Below are 20,470 nucleotides of genomic sequence, written 5' to 3'. Positions count from 1 at the left end.
GCTAACCCTTCCTGGTCAAAACCACCTCATCCTTGCCGTCAACCTCCTCAAGATAGATATCAACCAGGTCATCCCTTTTTGTCTTGACAAACCTACCAACAAAATCGGGCTGAATCGGCAGCTCCCGGTGCCCGCGGTCAATCAAGACCAACAGCTGCACCCGCTGCGGACGCCCGAAGTCAAGTAGTTCGGTCAGCGCCGCCCGGACGGTTCTCCCGGTAAAAATCACATCATCCACCAATACCACCGTCTTGCCATTGATGTCAAAATTGATGTTTGAGCCGCGCACCAGGGGGGTCTCTGCCACCAGTTGCAAATCATCCCGGTAAAGGGTAATGTCAATCGAACCCACCGGTACCGGCACAGACCCTTTGCCCAATTCCCGGGCAATCCTTTGGGCAAGCGGCACCCCCCGGCGCTGAATTCCGATTAGGGCTAAATTGTCAATATCCTGATTGCGCGCCGCCACCTCCTCACTCAGCCGGCTGACGGTCGCCTTAATATCCTCTGCCGTCAACAGCCGCCGCCTCATTTTAACAAAAGCCCGAGCGGCACCAAGACACAATAACCGGTAACCAAGAGCAGCGGCGCCACCCTCGTTGAACCCATCGAAAGCAAAACAAAACCGGCAACAATTGCTATCACGCCAGCACCCAACAGGAGATAGTTCTTTGGTTTGAAAGCGACCATGGGACCTTCCGGCAGCCTTGCCGGTGCCTTCGGTTTTACCTTCTGCTGCTTCCGCTGTTCCTTTTTCATCTTTGCTCTTTCGCTCATTATCTCCCCCCTTTGCCCAAAGTCAAGAAACATCATCCGGTCCGGGCAACCGGCTCTTAAGAAATTCAATCACCTCCCCGGCATCCCTGGGCAGCAAAAGATGCACCCCCCGAAAATTGTCCAGGAAATTACGCCGGGCAAACGGACTCAAAACCACCCCACCCCGGGTATGAAAGAACCGCCGGAACCGCCCCCACTCATAGGTATACTGAAAAATGCGCTTGTCAACTGTAACCCCCTTGGCGTCCAGCCGGTAGGAAATGGGCAGAAAATAGGTGTGCGTTGCCGCGCCCAAAACCACTACCGCCACCAGCGCCAGTGCCAAACCCAGCGAAAAAAATGTAAAAACTGTAAAAATGATTAGGAAAAGTAGGGCGAATACCGTCTTGATGGGACTTTCCCTCGCCCGGTGAACGCTCCAGGAAATCCCCTCGGGTTTCTTCTCTTCCTCACCTGCCACGATCAACTTTCCGCTTGTAAAGATGATGGGCCCGGTCCGGGTCGAACGGACGACCAACTGATTATGAGTCAGTTGCTCTAACCATCTGAGCTACGGGCCCGCAGTAAAGCCTAACGCACCAAGCCCATAAGTCAAGGGCGTTACCACTCCGACTCGTCCGGCTCCTCGAAGTTAAAGTCAAAATTCTCCATCTCGTCCGTATCAATGATATCGCTCTCCAACTCGTCGCCGCCGGCAAAAAAGCTCTCCTCAGACTCCATTTCCTCAGGCAACGGTCTGCCCTTGAGCCGGGTTGACCTCTTCCTGCGGATTTTCTTCTTTGACTTCATTGCCATCCTCCTTCAGCATATAAAGTCTGAAGTTTCACTCAAATTCAAATTAACAATTCCCATTGCCCTGTCAAGCGAAATCTGCTAAAAAATCTGCCTACTCTCCAAAAGTAAAAGGGCAATGCCAACACATTATTCACACCCATCCATTTATTTAGACCCCAAAACCGGCAAAAAGCAACGCACCAATTTACCCCCTCAACGGAAAATAAGTAATAAAACACGAAATAACAATAATTTAGCAAATAAATATCTTTCAAAATTTTCCCCAATCGGTTAGGTCCCCTCCACCACCCCCGAAATCATTCCTTTAAGCCGTTTCCCTCCTGAACCCTTGCCCCAATCTGATGTTGACTTTTCCATTTTTCCTGCTAAATATCTAACAAAGATGCAAAAACCTTTTGCCAATCGGCTAAAAACCATTCCACCTTACCTTTTTGCCGAACTGGATGTTCTCAAGGCAAAACAGCGCGCCGGTCTCATTGACTTAGGTGAAGGCAACCCTGACCTGCCTGTTGCCAGAGCCATCCTTCTTGCCCTGCGTGCCGCGCTCAAAAAAAAGGAAAACCACCGCTACCCCACCTATGCCGGCAAACCTTCGGTGCGGCAGGCGGTCGCCAGGTGGTACAAAAAAAGGTTCGGTGTGCACCTTGACCCGGAAAAAGAGGTGGTACTATTAATCGGCTCAAAAGAAGGTGCCGCCCATCTCATCTGGGCGCTTGCGGACGAAAATGACAAAATCGCGGTCTGCGACCCCAACTACCCGGTCTATCTCAACCAGACCAGGCTTGCCGGTGCGATCCCGGTGACCTTACCGCTTGAAGAGAAAAATGGCTTTCTCCCTGACCTTGACCTCATTAAAAGTCTTGCCCCACGGCTCAAACTCCTCTGCCTCAACTACCCCAACAATCCCACCGCGGCCTGTGCCCCGCTTCCGTTCTATCAGGAGGTCATCAACCTTGCCCTCAAATTCGGCTTCTATGTCATTAACGACAATGTCTACTCAGAAATCTATTTTACCGAGCCACCACCAAGCATCCTTCAGGTTCCGGATGCGATTAACTGTGCGGTAGAGCTTCACTCCCTTTCCAAAACCTTTTCCATTCCGGGCTGGCGCATCGGCATGGCGGTTGGCAACCGGGATATCCTTGCCGCACTCTTAAAAATCAAACAGAATGTTGACTCCGGTCCATTCGGTGCGATTCAGGACGCCTGTGCATTTGCCCTGAAAAACTACCCTCGCCTTGCCCAAACCACAAGAAAGATTTATCACCGCCGTGCCTTGCTCTTCTGCACTCTCCTCAACCGCTCCGGCTGGCAGGTTCAATCTCCGCAGGCAACATTTTACCTCTGGGCAAAACTGCCCCCAGGTTTTCAGGAGCGCCAGCGCGGCTCCTCTTCATTCGCATTTACCCTTGCCCTCCTTGAAAACTGCCGGGTTGTTACCGCACCGGGCATCGGCTTTGGCAGATACGGTGAGGGTTATGTCCGCTTTGCCCTTGTTGTTCCTGACAAAAAGCTCCAAGAGGCGGCAAGGCGCATCAACTCCTGGCTCAAATCAACCGGCATCACCTAAAGGGAATAGGGCTCTATGGCACTCATCGTCCAGAAATACGGCGGCTCCTCGGTTGCCGACATCAACCGCATCCGCAATGTTGCCAAAAGGGTTGTCCTGCGGCGACGCGCCGGTGACCGGGTGGTGGTGGTGGTTTCGGCGATGGGTGAAACAACCGACCGCCTTGAACAACTCGCCCGAACCGTCAACCCCGAGCCTGACCCGCGCGAACTGGATATGCTCTTAACCGCGGGCGAGCGCCAGACAATGGCGCTTCTGGCACTGGCGATAATGGGCTATGGCTATCCCGCCCAGTCCTTTACCGGTTCCCAGATTGGCATCATCACCGACCGCTTCCATGCCGATGCCCGCATCCAGGAGATCAGACTGTTCCGCCTGATTGAGGCGCTGAAGAACGGCAAGATCCCCATCGTCGCCGGCTTTCAGGGTGTGAGTGAGGACAAAGAGATAACCACCTTGGGCAGGGGCGGCTCAGATGTCACCGCGGTTGCCCTTGCCGCCGCGCTCAAAGCGGACGCCTGCGAACTCTACAAGGATGTTGACGGCATCTTCACCGAAAACCCCTCAGAGTTTCCCGGTGCAAAACCGGTGAAGGAAATCACCTTTACCGAACTGGCAGAACTGGCACAGGCGGGCGCAGAGGTGATTCACCCCCGTGCCTGTGCCCTTGCGGAGAAATACCGCGTGCCTTTAAGGATTCGTTCATCATTTACCAATAAGCGAGGAACTATGGTCATAGAAAGAAAAATGGCAAAGATGGAAAAGGCGTTTGTCCGGGCGATAACCCACCAGCACAAACTCGCCCGGGTTGCGCTCATTGATGTTGCCAAAAAAAGGCGCTGCCTGCATCAGGTCATCACCCGCCTGGCAGGGGCAAGGATTCCGGTACTCTTCTTCAGCCACGGCATTACCCATCACGACCGCTTTGACCTCTCCTTCATCATCCCGGAGGAGGACCTCAACACCGCCCGCACGATTATGGAAAAACTGATGAAGGAGGTAAAGGCACAGGGGCTGGATATCGCTACCGACCTTGCCGCGGTCTCCCTTGTTGGTCCGGGCGTGGGCACCGACACCGAAATCCTTTCCGGGACCCTTGACACCCTCCATCAGGCACAGGTTCACCTTGAAGCCTTTGCCCTCACCGCCACCAGGCTCACCTGCTTTCTCAGGCGCCCCCATCTGAAGGTGGCAATCGCCGCCCTCCTTGCCCGTTTCCGGCTGAGAAGGGAGGGGTAGGGCAAGATGAGCGCTGAGCAGGACACCTTAGCCCTGGAAAAGGTTGTTGAGGCGCTTCTGTTTGCGGCTGATGGACCCCTGACCCTTGCCCGGCTCGCCGAGATAACCTCAACCCCTGACGAACAAATCCGTCAGGCGATTGACAACCTGAATAACAGTTATGCCGCTACCGGCAGGTCGTTTCGCATCAGCCGCGTTGCCCAGGGGTTTCAACTCTACACCCTGCCCGAATATGCCGACTGGATAAGAAAGCTCTACCAGCACACCCGTATCCAGCGCCTCTCAACCGCGGCGCTTGAGGTCCTGGCAATTGTTGCCTACAAACAGCCGGTAACCCGACCCGAGATTGAACAGCTCCGCGGTGTTGACTGCTCTGGACCCCTCCTCACCCTTTTGGAGCGCGGTCTCATTGTCACCGCGGGCAGGGCGCATCGACCTGGCAACCCCTTTCTCTATCGCACCACCAAGGAGTTTCTCCGCTACTTCGGGCTTGAGTCCCTTGACGACCTGCCCAGCCTTGAGGAACTGGGTGCCTTCCTTGCCTCAAGACAGCCCGAGACCGAAAACACCCAGCCCGAAACCTGAAACCACCTTTTTCCTATGAAGCCCGCACGCCTCATCCTTGCCCTCCTTGCCCGCAACCAGGATTCAATCGCAAAAGCCGAGCCCCTGCTCACCCAGGGGTTTGGCAACATTCTCTTGCGCAGCGAGACCATTGACTGGAACTTCTCCAACTATTACGAGCCCGAGATGGGCAAAAACCTTATCCGGGTCTGGCTCTGCTTTCAACCCATTGTCAACCCTGCGCAACTAAAGGATTTCAAAAGAATAGCGATGGTCATTGAAGACCGGCTCCGCGACGAACAGGGCAACCGGACAATCAACCTTGACCCTGGCATCTTAACCCTGCACAACCTTGTCCTTGCCACCACCAAAGACTACTCCCATCGCATCCCTATAGATACCGGTCTTTATGCGGAACTAACACTTATCTACCACCAGGGCAGATATCAGCCCCTTGCCTGGACATATCCTGACTACCAGACCCAAACCTGCCTCAACTTCCTCTCCGCCTGCCGCCAAACCCTGCTCTTTCATTCCAACTAAAAAGACAGCAGCGACCTATCTTGTAATCACTACCTTTTTTATGCCCGTTTCTCTTTCCCTGTTAACCACAAAGTAAACACCGGTTCCAACCCGGCTGATGTCGTTTGCTCCGGAGAAAAGTTCCATAACCTTCCTGCCTGTGATGTCAAAGAGCGCTCTTGATGCCCCCGGCTCTCCGCTTGACACTGGAATATCCAGCACATTGCGGATAATGGTTGCGTTGGTCATTGAAAAATGGCGCATGCTCATTGCTTCTTTAATACCTATTAGCGGGTCAAACTTGCCCCAGATGCGACAGGTATTATAGGTCTTGCCGCAAACCGTTCCTGCCCAGCCTTGATACACCAGGAATATCTGGCTTCCATTTCCGTGCGCCAACGCTGGAGATGATTGACGACCATCCTGACCTATTACCAAACCTTCACCAAATACCCTGCCATCCGGACTTACCTGCGCACCGGAGATATTCATCCTGCCTTGATTGTTTTCCACCCACACCACAAGGTAGTTTTCTCCATCAAACGCAACCGCAGGCCAACCTTGGTAAGACGTGGGGGTAGAAATACCCAAGGAGTCTAATGGAACACCAAGAGGAGTAACGCGCGCACCGTAAATGGCATACTCATATCTCCCTCGGAAATGTTCGAACCAAACCACAAGATAATTTGCCCCATCGAAGGCAACCGCTGGACAATATTGCATCGTAGAGACTGTAGAAATGGCGATTCCAGAAGTGTCTAACACTGCCCCTTGGGGCGTTACCCGTGCACCATAAATATCTAAGTTTAGCCCACCTCGGTAATCATCCCATGCCACAAGATAGTTTCTGCCGTCATAAGCAATCGCAGGGAGTGCTTGTCCTGAACTTGCTGCCGAAATTGTGATAGGGGAGGTATCCAATACCACCCCTTGGGGCGCCACCCGCGCCCCATAGATGTCAGAATTATACAAGCCGTTGCGGTAATCTGTCCACACCACAAGGTAGTTTTCCCCATCAAACGCAACCGCAGGGTCGCGCTGGTCCTCCACCGCGGCTGATATGGAGAAACCTTCGGGATCAAGAACCACCCCTTGGGGTGTCACCCGTGCCCCATAGATGTCAGAATTACCCTTGCGCTCATCTGCCCAAATCACAAGGTAATTCACGCCGTCAAATCCAACCACCGGAGTAGCCTGCGGGTGCGCGGCAGTTGCCATGGGGATGCCTGTTGGATTAACTATCAAACCTTCTTTGGTTACCATGGTGCCGAAAATATCATATTCGAACACGCCACTACGCTTGTCCGACCACACCACAAGACAATTCATACCACCGAAGGTAATCGCTGGTGACTCTTGACGCTCTGGAGCTATCGAAACAGCAATACCCCATGTATCAAGCACTATCCCTTTTCTCGTCACCCGGCAACCATAGATGTCAGGATAGTCATTGTTACTACGACCATCTTCCCACATAACAAAGATATTATTACCATCAAAGGCAACCGCAGGAGAGAATTGGTCATTTGGGGCGCGGGAAATAGCAATGCCACTAGGCTCAAGCACTTCTCCAGAAGGACTCACCCGGCAACCATAGATATCATAATAAGAACCGTTGCGGCAGTCAGACCATACAACAAAGTAATTCATTCCATCAAACACCACCGCTGGTTTAAATTCATCCCGCTCAGCATTTGAAATTCTGATTCCTCCTGAGTCAAGCACCTCTCCAGCAGGTGTCACCCGTGCCCCATAGATGTCATAATACTGGACATTGTTACGACCGTCTCCCCAGACTATAAGGAAGTTTGTGCCGTCAAAGGCAATCGCTGGATCCCGTTGATTATCTTCTGCCACAGCGATAACAATTCCTGCCGAGTCAAGCACCTCTCCAGCAGGTGTCACCCGTGCCCCATAGATGTCAGTTACGTAGTATGAACCGTTACGACCATCATTCCAGACAACAAGATAGTTGAGGCCATCAAAGGCAATTGCGGGATTAAACTGCCAGTTGCGAGCAACAGCAATGGGAATGCCTGAAGTGTCCAGTAAAATGCCGGCAGGTGTCACCCGTGCCCCATAGATGTCCGCGGTATCCGGGGCATTACGCATATCCTCCCACACCACAAAATAGTTCGTGCCGTCAAAAGCCACTGCTGGCGAGCGCTGGCGCTCCGGTGCGGTAGATATAGGAATTCCTGCCGGGTCTAAGACCACACCCTCAACTGTCACTCGCGCTCCGTAGATATCAGAGTTACCATTACGCTCATCAGCCCAAACAACAAAATAGTTGACACCATCAAAGGCAATCGCTGGGCTATGTTGATACTCAGGTGCGCAAGTATAGGTTATGCTCGTGTCAATGAGGAATTCGCCCTGGTCAGAACAAAAACGCTCCCCACCTGATGATATACGCAACCGCTGCACAATATCCTTGGGGTAAAAAAGTTGTCTATCCAAGCCATATGCCCAAGCAGCGAATGCGACCAGAAAACTGACAACCTCCTTTTTCATCTTACCTCCAACTTTTTACTACCTCCCCAACAAGTTATATTTAACAAAACCTCAAGCAGTGACCACCTGTCCTTCGGCACCAATGCACCAACAAGGCCGGACACGGCTGCAATCACCTCACTTGATAAATTGTAAAACAGGAATAGCCAAAATGAACGAATAAAAAAGCATAGTTTCATACTGCATCCATAACCATTCACATTATACACCATTTCCCTATTTTGTCAATGGGTTTATTTCTCTTTGAATCGGGGTGTTAAAAACCTTGGAACTGAATGACGGAATGAGGGCAGGGAAAGAGGTAATTATGCTAAAAATCGCAGAGAATACCACTCGGGGATTCACCCAGGGGGTGACCCCCTGGGTCACCCCCTGAATCAATCCCTGACTGAATCCCTGAATCATACCATCTGTAACTATCTGAATTATAGGGAGATAGAATCAGTGAATCAAACCCTGACTCATACAGAGAATGATTTACCCAATGAATAGAGGATTGACTCAAGGGTTCAAACCCTGGCTCACTTACCGACTGAAACAGTGAGTCACTCTCTGACTAAATCCCTTACTGACTCACTGAATAATATCCCTAGTGCTATGGGAGAGGGGAGGAAAATGGGCGCTAAGATTTTATCTTGTAATTGCTTAAAAAACGCCTCATCCTTTCCAGAGCCTTGGCGATGTTCTCAATGGAGTTGGCATAACTGAACCGCAAAAACCCATCCCCGAACTTGCCAAAGCAGGTCCCGGCAAGGCAGGCAACCCCCTCCTCCTCAAGGAGCCGGTCAGATAAAACCTTGCAGTCCATACCTGTTCCTTCAATATTCGGAAAGACATAAAATGCGCCCTGCGGCTTTAAGCATCTGAAACCGGGCAGTTGATTCAAACCCTCAACGATAAAGTCCCTGCGCCTTTTGAACTCTGCCACCATTTTTTCCACCGGCTCACGCGGACCCTTCAGTGCTGCGAGACAGGCGCGCTGGACAAAGGTGGTGGTGCAGGAGTTGATGTTGGTCTCAATCCGTGCCATCTTCTCTGCCATCTCCACCGGCATAATCCCGTAGCCAACACGCCAGCCGGTCATCGCAAAGGTCTTGGAAAAGCCGTCAAGGATGATGAGCCGGGGATGAATCTCCGTAAACTGGGAGATGGACTCAAACCTCGTATCATAAACAATCTCCGAATAGATTTCATCTGCGAGAACCCAGACATTATTCTTCAGCGCGGTCTCGGCAATCAGGCGCAAATCCTCCTTGGTCAAAACCCCGCCGGTTGGGTTTGCCGGCGAGTTAATCACGATGAGCTTTGTCCGCGGGTTGACCATTGCGGCAAGCTCCTCGGCATCAAGCCGAAAACCCCGCTCCTCCCGCAAACGAATCGGCACCGGTCTGCCGCCCATATACTCAATCATTGACTCATAGATGGGAAACCCGGGATTGGGATAGATCACCTCATCACCGGTCTCAACCAGAGCCATAATCGCAAAAGCCATCACCGGCTTTGCACCCGGTGTCACCACCACCTGCTCGGGGAAAAACCGCTGACCGCGCAACCTACCGGCATATTCGGCAATCGCTGCGCGCAGCTCGGGCAACCCGGCTGAAGGACCGTAATGGGTCCAGCCCTGATCCAGCGCCTCCTTTGCCGCCTCAACAATGTGCTGCGGGGTTGAAAAGTCCGGCTCGCCAATCTCAAGATGGATAACCTCCATCTGGCACTCAAGCGCCTTTGCCCGGCAAAGGACATCAAATGCGGTCTCGGTTCCTAACTGTTCCATCCGACTCGCCAGCCTCATCTTTCCACCCCCCTCCTATTTCTTTGCCTTTCTCTCCTTGACAGCCGCCTTCTTTACCCTAACAACCGGCTTTTTTGCCTCCTCCTTTTGGGAAAGGGCGTTAATCAGCTCCCTTGCCTTTGCCGCAATATGCTCGGCAGAGACCTCAAACTCCCACATCAGCTCCCAGGGCTGACCCGACTCACCAAACCGGTCCTTCACCCCAATCGCACCAAACGCCACCGGTCGCAAGAAAAGTTCGGGCGCGGTGTGCAGGACATAGGAGACCCGGTTTGCCACACCGCCAATCTGATGCTCCTCAGCGGTTAAAACCACCCCGGTCTCAAGCGCGGCTTTGACAAGATAACGCTGATTCGGAATCACCTCATCCGGATGGGTTGTGGGCGACTTCAGGGTATGCAGGTTTATCACCCTGGTCTCAATCCCGAAATCCTCCTTCAAAATCCAGGCTGCCCGCAGCGCCTCCGGCACCATCGGACCACAGGCAACAATCGTCAACTGCTCCCCCTCGTTCTCATACCTGTCCGCGGTCTTCACCTCAAAGGCATCGATGAAACTGTCCTTTTCACCCCGATAACGGTAGACATTGGGCATACCCCAGACAAAGGGGGTCCTCTCATCGGTGATGACCGGCGTCGCCTCCCGCGCAAACCTGATGTACTTTGGACCCTTAATCTCAAAGAGCATATGCGCGGTCGCACGTTTGGTCTCAAGCGCATCAGCCGGCACGCACACATGCATATTGGGCAGACCGCAAATCTGGAAAAGGTCCTCAAGCGCCTGATGGGTGGCGCCATCAGGTCCAACCGAAACCCCGCCATGAGCGCCCGCAATCAGGACATTGAAGTTGCCATAACAGACCGTGGTGCGCAACTGGTCAAGGTTCCTGCCTGCGGCAAAAACGCCATAGGTCCCGAAAACCGGCAGCTTCCCCTCCTTTGCCAGACCCGCAGCAACATTTGTCCCTGACTGCTCCGCAATCCCCACAGAAAACCACCGCTCCAGACGCTCGGGATGCTTCTCATAGAACCTCGAGATGGTGATTGAACCCGAAATATCCGCGCCGATGCAGCACACCCTCGGGTCATCACCCAACTCCTCCAGCGCCTCGCCAAAACCGAACCTGGTCGCCTTCATCTCCACCCTCATCTTCTCCTGCCGGTTCCAGAAATAGTCCCTGGAGAAGGTTGGCACCTTTGCGAGGAGCTTGGCGCTCGCCTCCTTCTGGTACTCCTCAGCCCTCTGCAAAAGTTTCTCATAGTCAATCCGAAAGTGCAGCCCCAACTCCTGCAGACCCTTAATCATCTCCGCCTTGTTTGGCGCCTTGCCGTGCCAGCCGGCAACATTCTCCATAAACGAGACGCCCTTACCCTTGGTGGTGTTGCAGACAATCACGGTTGGCTGCCCCTTGTGCTGCGCCGCCTTTTCAAATGCGGCGAGGATCTGGTGCATATTGTGCCCGTCAATCTCAATCACATTCCAGCCAAAGGCGCGGTACTTATCCGCAATCGGGTCGATGTTCATCACATCCTTTACCCAGCCGTCAATCTGCAACCGGTTCTTGTCCAGGATGCAGCAGAGGTTGTCAAGGTGATAGGCACCCGCCTCCATCACCGCCTCCCAGATCTGCCCCTCCTGATGCTCACCATCACCGGTCAGACAGTAAACCCGGTAGCCTTTCTTGTCCAGCCTTGCGGCAAGCGCAATCCCCACCGCCACCGAAAGCCCCTGACCAAGCGAGCCGGATGAAATCTCCACCCCGGGCAGTTTCAGCCAGTGCGGATGCCCCTGATAGGGGGCATACAACTTGCGCAAACGGACAACATCCTCAACTGGAAAATAGCCCGCCATCCCCAGCCCCAGATAGAGCGCGGGCGCCTTGTGACCGGTTGACCAGATGATTCTGTCCCGGTCCTCCCAGAAGGGGTTTTCCGGGTCGTGCCGGGCAACCGCCAGATAAAGCGCCGCGGTCACATCCATAATTGACAATGTCCCGCCCGCATGACCCGAGCCCGCCGCGCATAGGGCAATCAGATTATAACCCCGCATCAGGTTTGCCGCCTGGGTCAGTTCTGCAACCGAATAACTTTTCCGCACCTTGCCGGTCTTGGAATCAACGATGGGCATCTTCACTCCTTCGGTTTGGGAATCGCCTGATAATCCTCGTAAAACTTCTTTATCCCGGCATCGGTCAATGGGTGCCTCACCATCTTCAAGAGCACATCGTAGGGAATGGTGGCGATATGCGCACCTGCCCGCATCGACTCCACCACATGCAGCGGATGGCGGATACTTGCCGCAATCACCTCGGTCTCAAACCCGTAATACTCAATCAGGGTAACGATGTCCCGCACCAGGTCCCCTCATGCGAGATGTCGTCAAGCCTGCCCACAAAGGGCGAGATAAAGGTGGCGCCGGCACGACAGGCTAAGAGCGCCTGATTCGGCGAAAAGACCAAAGTAACATTGGTCATAATCTTCTTCTGAGAAAGGACCCGCACCGCCTTCAACCCTTCAACCCCCATCGGAATCTTGATTGTCACCTTCTCGGGGTCAAGTTTTGCCCAATCCTCAGCCTCCTTAATCATCCCTTGGGCATCAGGCGAGATTGCCTCAACCGAGACCGGACCTGAAACCACCTTCAGGATATCACTCACGCACTCCTTAAAAGGTCTGCCGGTCTTCTTCACCAGGGTGGGGTTGGTGGTAACACCGTCAAGGATGCCCCAACTCGCCACCTCCCTAATCTCATTAATATCTGCCGAATCAATAAATATCTTCATATCTCCTCCTGAGTTGATTTCCAAAAACGGGAAAATCTCTGCATAAAACCGTGGTCAAGGAACTTTATTTTAACAGGAAAAAACAGCCAATGCAAGCAAAACAGCCACAGTCTTAACGGACAATATCCCTGCCAAAAGGGCAAAAATCAACTAAACCGGAAAAACTCCTAAAGGGGTCATCCCCGGGGTGGGGTCTGAAAAAGTGATAAATTCGGCTAAGTTATTTACCTTTCAAACTTAACCTGATTTTTCCCGAAATCCCCTTGTATACCTATAAGTATACAAACCCACCTATCCAAAACCCCATTTTCCCACTTGACTTTTCAGGATTTTGGTGTATAATTAATATGCGGGTGGGCAGGAGAGAAATATAAGGAAAAGCGAGAGGCAAAGAAAGAAGAGCAAAAAGGAGGACAGATACGAAAGCAATTTGCCTCTTAACAATTGTAGTTGCCCTTACCGGCTCTGGTTATGAACTCAACCATTACCGCAGCCAATTCTCCTTTTATCACCACCAGGGCTTTGACCGCATCCGGACAACCGACTTTTTCCTGAAATGTGTGCCGGTAAGGGGTGGGGTGAAACTTTTGCTTTATGATGTCTCCGGAAGGGTGGAGGCGGTAATCAGAAACGAGGAGTTGAACCCCGGTTACTACCGGGAGGTGTTTGGAAAACAAAAACGGTCTCTGCCAGCCGGCGTTTACTTTCTGGTCCTTGTTCAGGAAAGTAAGCAGGTTACCAGAAAAGTTGTGCTGGTGGAGTGAGGAGGAGTTATGCGGCACATTATCTATTACCTGCTCGTTCTGGTGGCAAGTGGCTTTAGCCAGAATTGGGAATTAATTCCAATCCTTTCCGAGCCTGGAAGTGCTATTCCAGTCGCGGTTGCAACTGACAGTTTCTGCCTGCCTCGTGTGGCATTTGGTATCTCTGGTCTTCATGTGCTCGGATACGCCAGTTGGACCGGAGACTCCTGGAAGATTGAGTATCCCGAAGTCGGCGGGGTGCTTGTTCTTGCAGTGCAGTTATGCCTTGATGCTGACGGACTTCCGCACATCGCTTATCATGAAGGTCGGTATGTTCCGCCTTATCTTGACTCGGTGCGCTATGCCTTTTATGACGGAGATACCTGGCATTTTGAAACTGTTGTCAGGCGAGACACCGGTGAGGCTGGTATCGGTTGGCTAACATTTGCACTCGCCCGTAACCGAACACCGCATCTGGTTTTCGTTCACGACAACAAGGTGAAGTATGCCTATAAATCCGCCGACACCTGGAACATCCTGACGGTTCCGGCAGAACAACCCGATACCCTGAAAAACCTGTCAAGCGTCGGGTTTGCCCTTGACACATCTGGATTACCAGGGGTTGCGGTAAGCTGGTTCAAACGGAATGTTGGTGTCTTTACCTCATTCTTTGAGTTTGATGGCACCGGGTGGCATCGGTTTGATTTTGACTCACTTCCGCCAGGAGGCGGAGGCACACTTGTCCAGAATGACCCGGCAACTGACCTTTTTCATATCCTGGATGGTCCGAACTATGCCATTGGTAAAGGCAGGGAATGGTGGATAGGAGAAGGTCCGCCCGGCTCGCCCATAGCGTGGCGCAGCTTTGCCCTGTTCCAGGGCCAACCCCATGTGATTTTTTCCCATCCGATGAACTATCTCTGGTATTTTCGGCGCGAGGCTGGTGCTTGGGTGGGAGAAAAGGTGATTTCAGACAGGAGTGCGGACTGCGGGTCAATTACTGTTGACCGGACCGGCACACCGCATATCGCCTTTCTTGACCTTGGCTTAGCTGAGACCCTCTGGTATGCCCGCAGGATTGCTACAGCGACAGAAGAAGAGAAGGCTTGCCCGATTTATAAATTAGGGCTGCCCAAAGAACTTTTCCTGACAATCTCATCGCCAGTTTCTGCAACCAAGAATCTGAGGCTCTCTTACGGGCTTCCTAAGGATGAAAGGGTCCAACTTGCGGTCTATGACTTATCAGGTAGAACAACATTGGTTCTGAAGGATGAGATGAAAAAGGCTGGTTATTACACCGATGCCTTCAATCTCAGCCGCCTGAGCAATGGCATCTACTGGTTTGTTCTGAAATCAGGCGGTGAGATGAAGACAAGAAAACTGGTCTTAATAAAATAAGGGAGCAAAATGAGAAGGTTATTGCCTTTCACTCTCTTTGTTTGCATTTCTACTCTCTTTTCCTTCCAGACATGGGAAAGGACATATGGCAGAATGTCTTATGATATGGGCCGATCAGTACAGCAGACCTCTGATGGTGGCTACATCGTTGCGGGCTGGACTTACTCCGTTCCTCCATTTATGGCCTATGCTGTCTATCTTGTGAAGACCGACTCTTTTGGGGATACAATCTGGACAAGATGTTTGGGAAATCAATTTGTGAATATGGGATTCTCAGTGCAACAGACCACCGATGGCGGCTATATCATCGCCGGATGGACTTATTCCTTCAGCGCAGGCGACTCTGCCGATGTCTATCTTATCAAGACCGACTCTTTTGGTGATACAATCTGGACAAGAACATATGGCGGAACAGCGGATGATAGGGGATTCTCGGTTCAGCAAACCGCTGATGGTGGTTATATCATTGCCGGGCGCACATACTCATTTGGCGCCGGAATGTGTGATGTATATCTTATCAAGACCGACTCCCTTGGTGAAACGCTCTGGACAAGGACATACGGTGGTGCAACCGGTGATGAGGGTTGGTCAGTTCAACAAACTGCTGATGGTGGCTACATCATTGCCGGCTGGAAAGGAAATGCTCAGAACAGTCCTGATGTCTATCTTATCAAAACCGACTCCTTGGGCTTGGTTTATACCGGGGTGGAGGAACAAAGGACCAAGCCTCTGCCAAATCTCTTGCTTGATGTTTCACCAAACCCGTTCACCAAAACCGCAACCATCCGCTATCAACTTCCCTCTGCCTCTCCTGTCCGCATTCTCGCCTTTGACATCACCGGCAGAACCGTTGCCACTCTCTTTGACCAGAATCAGCCTGCCGGCACACACCAACTCATCTGGCAACCAGAAGGTCTTGCTCAAGGCATCTACTTCATCAAACTGCAACTGCCCGGTTTTATTACAACTGAACGCTGCCTCTATTTAAATCAGGAATAACCAGGGGGGAATTCTTTAAATCTGGCATTGAGTTAAAGTTCTGCTTCTACTCTCTCATCACATTTTAATGTAAACACGAGTGCGAGTATTTCATCCCCCTCTCCTGCTGAATATCCACGCTCCTTTTATCCAAACTTGACAATTTGCCATATAATGCTAACATTTCTTTTATGCCTGAATATGACCTACGACGGATAAGGAATATCGGCATTGCCGCGCACATTGATGCCGGCAAGACCACGACCACCGAACGCATCCTCTATTACACCGGCAGGATTCACCGGATGGGCGAGATTGACGAAGGCACAACCCAGATGGACTGGATGATTCAGGAAAGGGAGCGGGGCATCACCATTACCGCTGCCGCCACCAGTGTCAACTGGCTTGACCATCGCATTAACATCATTGACACCCCTGGTCATGTTGACTTCACGATTGAGGTGGAAAGGTCGCTCAAGGTCCTGGATGGTGCCATCGTTGTTCTCTGCGGTGTTGGTGGTGTTGAACCTCAGACCGAGACGGTCTGGCGTCAGGCTGACCGCTACCGTGTCCCGCGCATCGCCTTTGTCAACAAACTTGACCGCACCGGCGCGGACTTCTACCGGGTCGTGAAGATGATGAAGGAGAAGTTTGAGCAGATTCCCTTGCCGGTGCAACTGCCGATTGGTATTGAGGACCGGTTTCAGGGTGTGATTGACCTTGTTACCCAAGAGGCATGCATCTGGCACACCGAGGATCTGGGTGCAACCTATGAGACCCTGCCGGTTCCTGATGAGCACTTAGAGGATGTGGAGAAATACCGGCACGAGATGCTTGACATCCTCACCACCTTTGATGAGACCCTCTTGAGCAAATACCTGGGCGGTGAGGAGATTACACCGGCTGACATCAAAAGGGCAATCAGAAAGGGAACGATTGATTTAAAGATTGTGCCGGTATTCTGCGGTGCCGCATTCCGCAACAAGGGCATCCAGAAACTGCTTGACGGGATTGTTGACTACCTCCCCTCGCCCGTTGACATCCCACCGGCAAAAGGCATCAACCCGAAGACCAACAAGGAGGAGACCAGACCTCCTGACCCCAAAGCCCCTTTTGCCGCCTTAGTTTTCAAACTCGCATTTGACCCGCAAAGGGGCATGCTCTCATATATCCGGGTCTATTCTGGCAGGGTGGAAACCGGTGATGTGGTTATGGCGGTACCTGAGATGAAAAGGGTGCGTATCCAGAGATTAGCGGTGCCTCATGCCAACCGGTATGAGGAGGTTGACTCCCTTTCTGCGGGCGAGATTGGCGTTGCCCTTGGACTCAAGGAAAGCCACACCGGTCAAACCCTTACCCATCTTGCCCATCCGATCGCCTTTGAGCCCATCAAGGCGCCCGAGCCGGTTGTGTTCCTGGCGATTGAGCCCAAGACCAAGGCTGATGAGGAAAGGCTCCATTCTGCGCTTGAGACAATGGCGCTTGAGGACCCGACCTTCAAGGTCAAGAGCGATGAGGAAACCGGTCAGCTGATTCTTTCTGGTATGGGCGAACTCCACCTTGAGATTCTTATTGACCGTCTGCAACGGGACTACCGGGTTGGTGTCCATTCCGGCAAACCCCAGGTTTCATACCGTGAAACCATCACCACCAGCGCCACCTATGAAAGCCGGTTTATCCGCCAAAGTGGTGGCAGGGGTCATTATGCGGTGGTAAAACTTACCCTTGAACCAGCCCGTGAAGGCAACTGGGTGATAAATGAAATTAAGGAAGGAACGATACCAAAACAGTTCATCCCGCCGATTGAACAGGCAATTGCGGAATGCTTTGAGTCCGGTGTCCTTGCCGGGTACCCAATCATCAATACCCGGGTAAGGATTGTTGACGGTGCCTATCACGAGGTTGACTCATCGGAAATTGACTTCAAGGTAGCAGCAACCCAGGCGTTCCGTGAGGCATTTCTTCTTGCAGAACCAACATTCTTAGAGCCGCTAATGGAACTTGAGGTGGTAACGCCAGACCAGTATTTAGGAAATGTCCTTGCCGACATCAACGCCCGCTCCGGCAGGGTGATTCACCTTGAACCGGTAAAAGGTCATCAGATTGTTACTGCAGAAATTCCCCTTGCCAACACCTTTGGCTATGCCACCAGCCTCCGCTCATTAACCCAGGGAAGGGCAAGCCACTCAATGCAGTTCAAATCCTTTAGACCGGTTGACGAGGCGACCCGGATCAAACTCTATCCCTTATTTGGTGAAAAAGAGCATTAAGATTTTCTTGACAAGCCCCTGTTGATTTTTTAAATTTACTTGCTTGAGTAGTAATAACCAGCAAAACAAACTGCCTGATTGGCAGAAAGAAAAGGAGGCATAATGAAGAAACTGCTTTTGCTGGGAATCGTACCGATAATCTGCCTGACAATGCTGACCGGTTGTATGCCCGGGTTTTATACCGTAGGCACGCTTTACACATCGGTGAAAACACCGAGTGCAGCAGTTGCCTATTACGGTCCGAGCGCAAATCAGGCAGCAAAGGTCGCTAAGGCCACCGCCACCAACATCCTTGGAGTGGTTGCCATTGGCGATGCCAGCCTTGAGGCGGCAATGAAGCAGGTGGGTATGACCAAGGTGCACCATGTTGACCAGGAGGTAACAAGCATCCTTGGTTTATTCTCCACCTACACCATCTACGTTTACGGAGAATAACCTTCTCATAGCACCTCCCGGGGGGCGTCCTGCCCCCCGTATTTTTGTCCTTGCTTTGTAGTTCTTGAACTATGAACTATGTGCTATAAACTAAATATGATGAATCCAGCCATATTCCGGGAATATGACATTCGCGGTGTTGCTGACCGTGACCTTACCGACGATGTTGTTTATCGGCTCGGTCAGGCATTTGGCACCTATATCCAGTCAAATGGTGTTTACCAGTGTGTTGTTGGCAGGGATGTCAGACTCTCAGGACCAAGGATAGAAAAGGCACTGACCGCAGGCTTGCTCGCAACCGGTGTTGATGTGATTAAAATTGGTATCGTTCCCACCCCGGTCTTTTACTTCTCATTCTTCCACTTGAACATCAATGCCGGGATGATGATAACCGCCAGCCACAACCCACCTGATGAAAATGGCTTCAAGGTCGGGCTCAACAAAACCACCATTTATGGCGAGGAAATCCAGAATCTGCGCCGGCTTGCCGAGGACGGCAGATTCCGCATCGGTAAAGGAAAGGTGGATTCCGCTGATGTAATAACACCCTATATTGAGATGTGTCATAAAAAGATAAAACTTACCCGCCCATTAAAGGTTGTATTTGACCCGGGCAATGGCACTGCCGGTGTCCTTTTGGAACGCCTTTTTGGCTCCTATCCGATTAAACCGATATTCATCAACTTAAAACCTGACGGCACATTTCCTGCCCATATCCCGGACCCGACCGTTCCTGAGTATCTCAAGGAGGCGATAAATCTTGTTAAGGAGACCAATGCCGACTGCGGATTTGGCTATGATGGTGATGCTGATCGGATTGGCACGATTGACGAAAAGGGCAACACCATTTATGGTGACCGGCTCCTTGCCATCCTTGCCCGAGAAATCATCGCCCGTCACCCCAAAGCCAAGATAGTTTTTGAGGTCAAATGCTCCCAGGGTCTGATTGAACATATCAAATCTTTAGGCGGGACCCCGGTGATGTGGAAAACCGGACATTCCCTGATCAAGGCAAAGATGAAGGAGGAAGGCGCGCTCATCGCTGGTGAGATGTCCGGACATATGTTCTTTGCCGATGACTACTATGGGTATGACGATGCCATCTTTGCCTCTTTAAGGGTGCTGCGCATCCTGAATGACTCTCACAAAACCCTTTCTCAACTTGCCGCCGAGGTCCCATACTATTACGCCACCCCGGAAATCAGGGTAAAGATTCAGAGCCCGGATGCTGACCGTTTGAAGTTTGATATTGTCAACAAACTGCGGGAACAGTTCCGTAAAGAGTGTCAGGTGATTGATATTGATGGCGCAAGGGTCATCTTTGGCGACTCCTGGGGTCTTATCCGTGCCTCCAACACCCAGCCGATTCTGGTCCTACGGTTTGAGGCAAAGACACCGGAAAGGCTCAAGGAAATCCAGCAACTGTTCTATCAAGAACTGCAAAAGTTTCCTGAGGTTGTTCTGCCCGAGTGCTGAAATTTAATGAAGCCTGCGGAAAGACTGCTCCGTGCTGCACTCATCCCCAACCAACTGATTAAGAAAAACGAAAAGGTGGTGATTGGGGTTTCTGGCGGCGCTGACAGCCTCTGCCTGCTTTTCACCCTCAACGAATACAACCGCCGCCATCACCAGAACTGGCAACTATTTCCTGTCCATATCAACCCCGGCTTTCCTGGCTGGAAAAGCGAAAGGGTTGAGCGCCTCTGCACAAATTTAGGTCTAAATTGCACGGTAAAGAAAATTGGGGTGCCGAAAAAACTCAAGGAGACCAAAACCGACTCCTGCTTCTTCTGTGCCCGGGAAAGGCGCAAGGCGCTTTTCCAGACCGCTTTTGAACTCGGCTGCAAGAAGGTTGCGCTTGGTCACCACCTTGAGGATGTCAATGAGACCTTCCTCTTGAACCTTTTATTTGCCTCCTCGGCAAGCACCATTTTGCCATCCCAGCCCCTTTTTTCCGGTGCCTTGACCGTGATTCGCCCCTTATATTACTTTACCGAAGAGATGATAAAAGCCCGGCTCAAATCTGCTGGTATCAGACCGGTGCACAATTCCTGCCCATATCAGCATAAAGGCAGCCGCATCCTCATC

Annotated in this window: 18 protein-coding genes, 1 tRNA gene and 1 pseudogene; 11 read left to right on the top strand and 9 right to left on the bottom strand. The window is 51.9% G+C overall.

Annotation, left to right across the window (positions count from 1 at the left end; translation table 11 throughout):
- Position 1 precedes the first annotated feature (1 nt).
- The 5 genes from pyrR to ABIK47_04520 all read right to left on the bottom strand — a co-directional run bounded on the left by pyrR (position 2) and on the right by ABIK47_04520 (position 1,566).
- The gene (pyrR, locus tag ABIK47_04540) at positions 2-517 is read right to left on the bottom strand and encodes a bifunctional pyr operon transcriptional regulator/uracil phosphoribosyltransferase PyrR (GenBank protein ID MEO0019893.1); all 516 of its coding nucleotides are present in this window, start codon (positions 515-517) and stop codon (positions 2-4) included.
- A gap of 11 nt (positions 518-528) precedes the next feature.
- Entirely contained in the window at positions 529-777 is a 249-nt protein-coding gene (locus ABIK47_04535) for a hypothetical protein (GenBank protein ID MEO0019892.1), read from the bottom strand.
- A 22-nt stretch (positions 778-799) separates the two neighbouring features.
- On the bottom strand, positions 800-1,237 hold the full coding sequence (locus ABIK47_04530) for a hypothetical protein (protein ID MEO0019891.1): 438 nt from the start codon (positions 1,235-1,237) through the stop codon (positions 800-802).
- Between the two features lie 26 nt (positions 1,238-1,263).
- Positions 1,264-1,337: transfer RNA gene (locus ABIK47_04525), tRNA-Ile, on the bottom strand.
- Positions 1,338-1,377: 40 nt separating this feature from the next.
- Positions 1,378-1,566 (bottom strand): hypothetical protein, encoded by a 189-nt coding sequence (locus ABIK47_04520; protein ID MEO0019890.1) that lies wholly within the window; start codon positions 1,564-1,566, stop codon positions 1,378-1,380.
- 388 nt (positions 1,567-1,954) lie between these two features.
- Between ABIK47_04520 and ABIK47_04515 the strand changes: the two genes are divergently transcribed.
- The 4 genes from ABIK47_04515 to ABIK47_04500 are packed head-to-tail and all read left to right on the top strand — an operon-like array spanning position 1,955 to position 5,488.
- Positions 1,955-3,142: an aminotransferase class I/II-fold pyridoxal phosphate-dependent enzyme gene (locus ABIK47_04515; protein ID MEO0019889.1), complete on the top strand. Its 1,188-nt coding sequence runs from the start codon at positions 1,955-1,957 to the stop codon at positions 3,140-3,142.
- A gap of 15 nt (positions 3,143-3,157) precedes the next feature.
- Positions 3,158-4,381 carry an aspartate kinase gene (locus ABIK47_04510; protein ID MEO0019888.1) on the top strand — a complete coding sequence of 408 codons (1,224 nt, stop codon included), beginning with the start codon at positions 3,158-3,160 and terminating at the stop codon, positions 4,379-4,381.
- A 6-nt stretch (positions 4,382-4,387) separates the two neighbouring features.
- Complete coding sequence (scpB, locus tag ABIK47_04505; protein ID MEO0019887.1) at positions 4,388-4,966, top strand: SMC-Scp complex subunit ScpB; 579 nt, start codon at positions 4,388-4,390, stop codon at positions 4,964-4,966.
- A 15-nt stretch (positions 4,967-4,981) separates the two neighbouring features.
- On the top strand, positions 4,982-5,488 hold the full coding sequence (locus ABIK47_04500; protein MEO0019886.1) for a DUF4416 family protein: 507 nt from the start codon (positions 4,982-4,984) through the stop codon (positions 5,486-5,488).
- A gap of 15 nt (positions 5,489-5,503) precedes the next feature.
- On the opposite strand, the gene ABIK47_04495 is transcribed toward ABIK47_04500, so the two are convergent.
- The 4 genes and pseudogenes from ABIK47_04495 to fsa all read right to left on the bottom strand — a co-directional run bounded on the left by ABIK47_04495 (position 5,504) and on the right by fsa (position 12,558).
- Positions 5,504-7,981: a hypothetical protein gene (locus tag ABIK47_04495; GenBank protein MEO0019885.1), complete on the bottom strand. Its 2,478-nt coding sequence runs from the start codon at positions 7,979-7,981 to the stop codon at positions 5,504-5,506.
- A 622-nt stretch (positions 7,982-8,603) separates the two neighbouring features.
- Positions 8,604-9,776, bottom strand: a complete 1,173-nt coding sequence (locus ABIK47_04490; GenBank protein MEO0019884.1) for a pyridoxal phosphate-dependent aminotransferase — start codon at positions 9,774-9,776, stop codon at positions 8,604-8,606.
- Positions 9,777-9,791: 15 nt separating this feature from the next.
- On the bottom strand, positions 9,792-11,903 hold the full coding sequence (locus tag ABIK47_04485) for a transketolase (GenBank protein MEO0019883.1): 2,112 nt from the start codon (positions 11,901-11,903) through the stop codon (positions 9,792-9,794).
- A 2-nt stretch (positions 11,904-11,905) separates the two neighbouring features.
- Positions 11,906-12,558: pseudogene (gene fsa, locus ABIK47_04480) on the bottom strand (fructose-6-phosphate aldolase).
- A gap of 560 nt (positions 12,559-13,118) precedes the next feature.
- Here fsa and ABIK47_04475 point away from each other — a divergent pair.
- The 7 genes from ABIK47_04475 to ABIK47_04445 all read left to right on the top strand — a co-directional run.
- A complete protein-coding gene (locus ABIK47_04475) occupies positions 13,119-13,322 on the top strand; it encodes a T9SS type A sorting domain-containing protein (protein MEO0019882.1) in 204 nt (67 codons plus the stop codon).
- A 9-nt stretch (positions 13,323-13,331) separates the two neighbouring features.
- Positions 13,332-14,699 carry a T9SS type A sorting domain-containing protein gene (locus ABIK47_04470; protein ID MEO0019881.1) on the top strand — a complete coding sequence of 456 codons (1,368 nt, stop codon included), beginning with the start codon at positions 13,332-13,334 and terminating at the stop codon, positions 14,697-14,699.
- 105 nt (positions 14,700-14,804) lie between these two features.
- Entirely contained in the window at positions 14,805-15,698 is an 894-nt protein-coding gene (locus ABIK47_04465) for a T9SS type A sorting domain-containing protein (GenBank protein ID MEO0019880.1), read from the top strand.
- A 170-nt stretch (positions 15,699-15,868) separates the two neighbouring features.
- Entirely contained in the window at positions 15,869-17,947 is a 2,079-nt protein-coding gene (fusA, locus tag ABIK47_04460; GenBank protein MEO0019879.1) for an elongation factor G, read from the top strand.
- 102 nt (positions 17,948-18,049) lie between these two features.
- On the top strand, positions 18,050-18,382 hold the full coding sequence (locus tag ABIK47_04455) for a TRL domain-containing protein (GenBank protein MEO0019878.1): 333 nt from the start codon (positions 18,050-18,052) through the stop codon (positions 18,380-18,382).
- A gap of 99 nt (positions 18,383-18,481) precedes the next feature.
- Positions 18,482-19,858, top strand: coding sequence for a phosphomannomutase/phosphoglucomutase (locus ABIK47_04450; GenBank protein MEO0019877.1), 1,377 nt, complete (start codon positions 18,482-18,484; stop codon positions 19,856-19,858).
- Between the two features lie 6 nt (positions 19,859-19,864).
- A partial coding sequence (locus ABIK47_04445; protein ID MEO0019876.1) for a tRNA 2-thiocytidine biosynthesis TtcA family protein occupies positions 19,865-20,470 on the top strand: 606 nt, incomplete at its 3' end.

The sequence above is a fragment of the candidate division WOR-3 bacterium genome, from assembly GCA_039801245.1.
Taxonomy (GTDB): Bacteria; Hydrothermota; Tepidihabitantia; order Tepidihabitantales; family Tepidihabitantaceae; genus JAOABP01.
Note: the sequence above shows the minus strand (reverse complement) of the source record. Positions and strands in the feature narration are given on the sequence as shown.

Coding starts and splice junctions, on each gene's coding strand:
- ABIK47_04485 (MEO0019883.1), bottom strand. CDS start 11,903: ATGCCCATCGTTGATTCCAAGACCGGCAAGGTGCGGAAAAGTTATTCG.
- ABIK47_04510 (MEO0019888.1), top strand. CDS start 3,158: ATGGCACTCATCGTCCAGAAATACGGCGGCTCCTCGGTTGCCGACATC.
- ABIK47_04515 (MEO0019889.1), top strand. CDS start 1,955: ATGCAAAAACCTTTTGCCAATCGGCTAAAAACCATTCCACCTTACCTT.
- ABIK47_04520 (MEO0019890.1), bottom strand. CDS start 1,566: ATGAAGTCAAAGAAGAAAATCCGCAGGAAGAGGTCAACCCGGCTCAAG.
- ABIK47_04465 (MEO0019880.1), top strand. CDS start 14,805: ATGGGCCGATCAGTACAGCAGACCTCTGATGGTGGCTACATCGTTGCG.
- ABIK47_04500 (MEO0019886.1), top strand. CDS start 4,982: ATGAAGCCCGCACGCCTCATCCTTGCCCTCCTTGCCCGCAACCAGGAT.
- ABIK47_04470 (MEO0019881.1), top strand. CDS start 13,332: ATGCGGCACATTATCTATTACCTGCTCGTTCTGGTGGCAAGTGGCTTT.
- ABIK47_04455 (MEO0019878.1), top strand. CDS start 18,050: ATGAAGAAACTGCTTTTGCTGGGAATCGTACCGATAATCTGCCTGACA.
- fusA (MEO0019879.1), top strand. CDS start 15,869: ATGCCTGAATATGACCTACGACGGATAAGGAATATCGGCATTGCCGCG.
- ABIK47_04495 (MEO0019885.1), bottom strand. CDS start 7,981: ATGAAAAAGGAGGTTGTCAGTTTTCTGGTCGCATTCGCTGCTTGGGCA.
- ABIK47_04535 (MEO0019892.1), bottom strand. CDS start 777: ATGAGCGAAAGAGCAAAGATGAAAAAGGAACAGCGGAAGCAGCAGAAG.
- ABIK47_04450 (MEO0019877.1), top strand. CDS start 18,482: ATGAATCCAGCCATATTCCGGGAATATGACATTCGCGGTGTTGCTGAC.
- scpB (MEO0019887.1), top strand. CDS start 4,388: ATGAGCGCTGAGCAGGACACCTTAGCCCTGGAAAAGGTTGTTGAGGCG.
- ABIK47_04490 (MEO0019884.1), bottom strand. CDS start 9,776: ATGAGGCTGGCGAGTCGGATGGAACAGTTAGGAACCGAGACCGCATTT.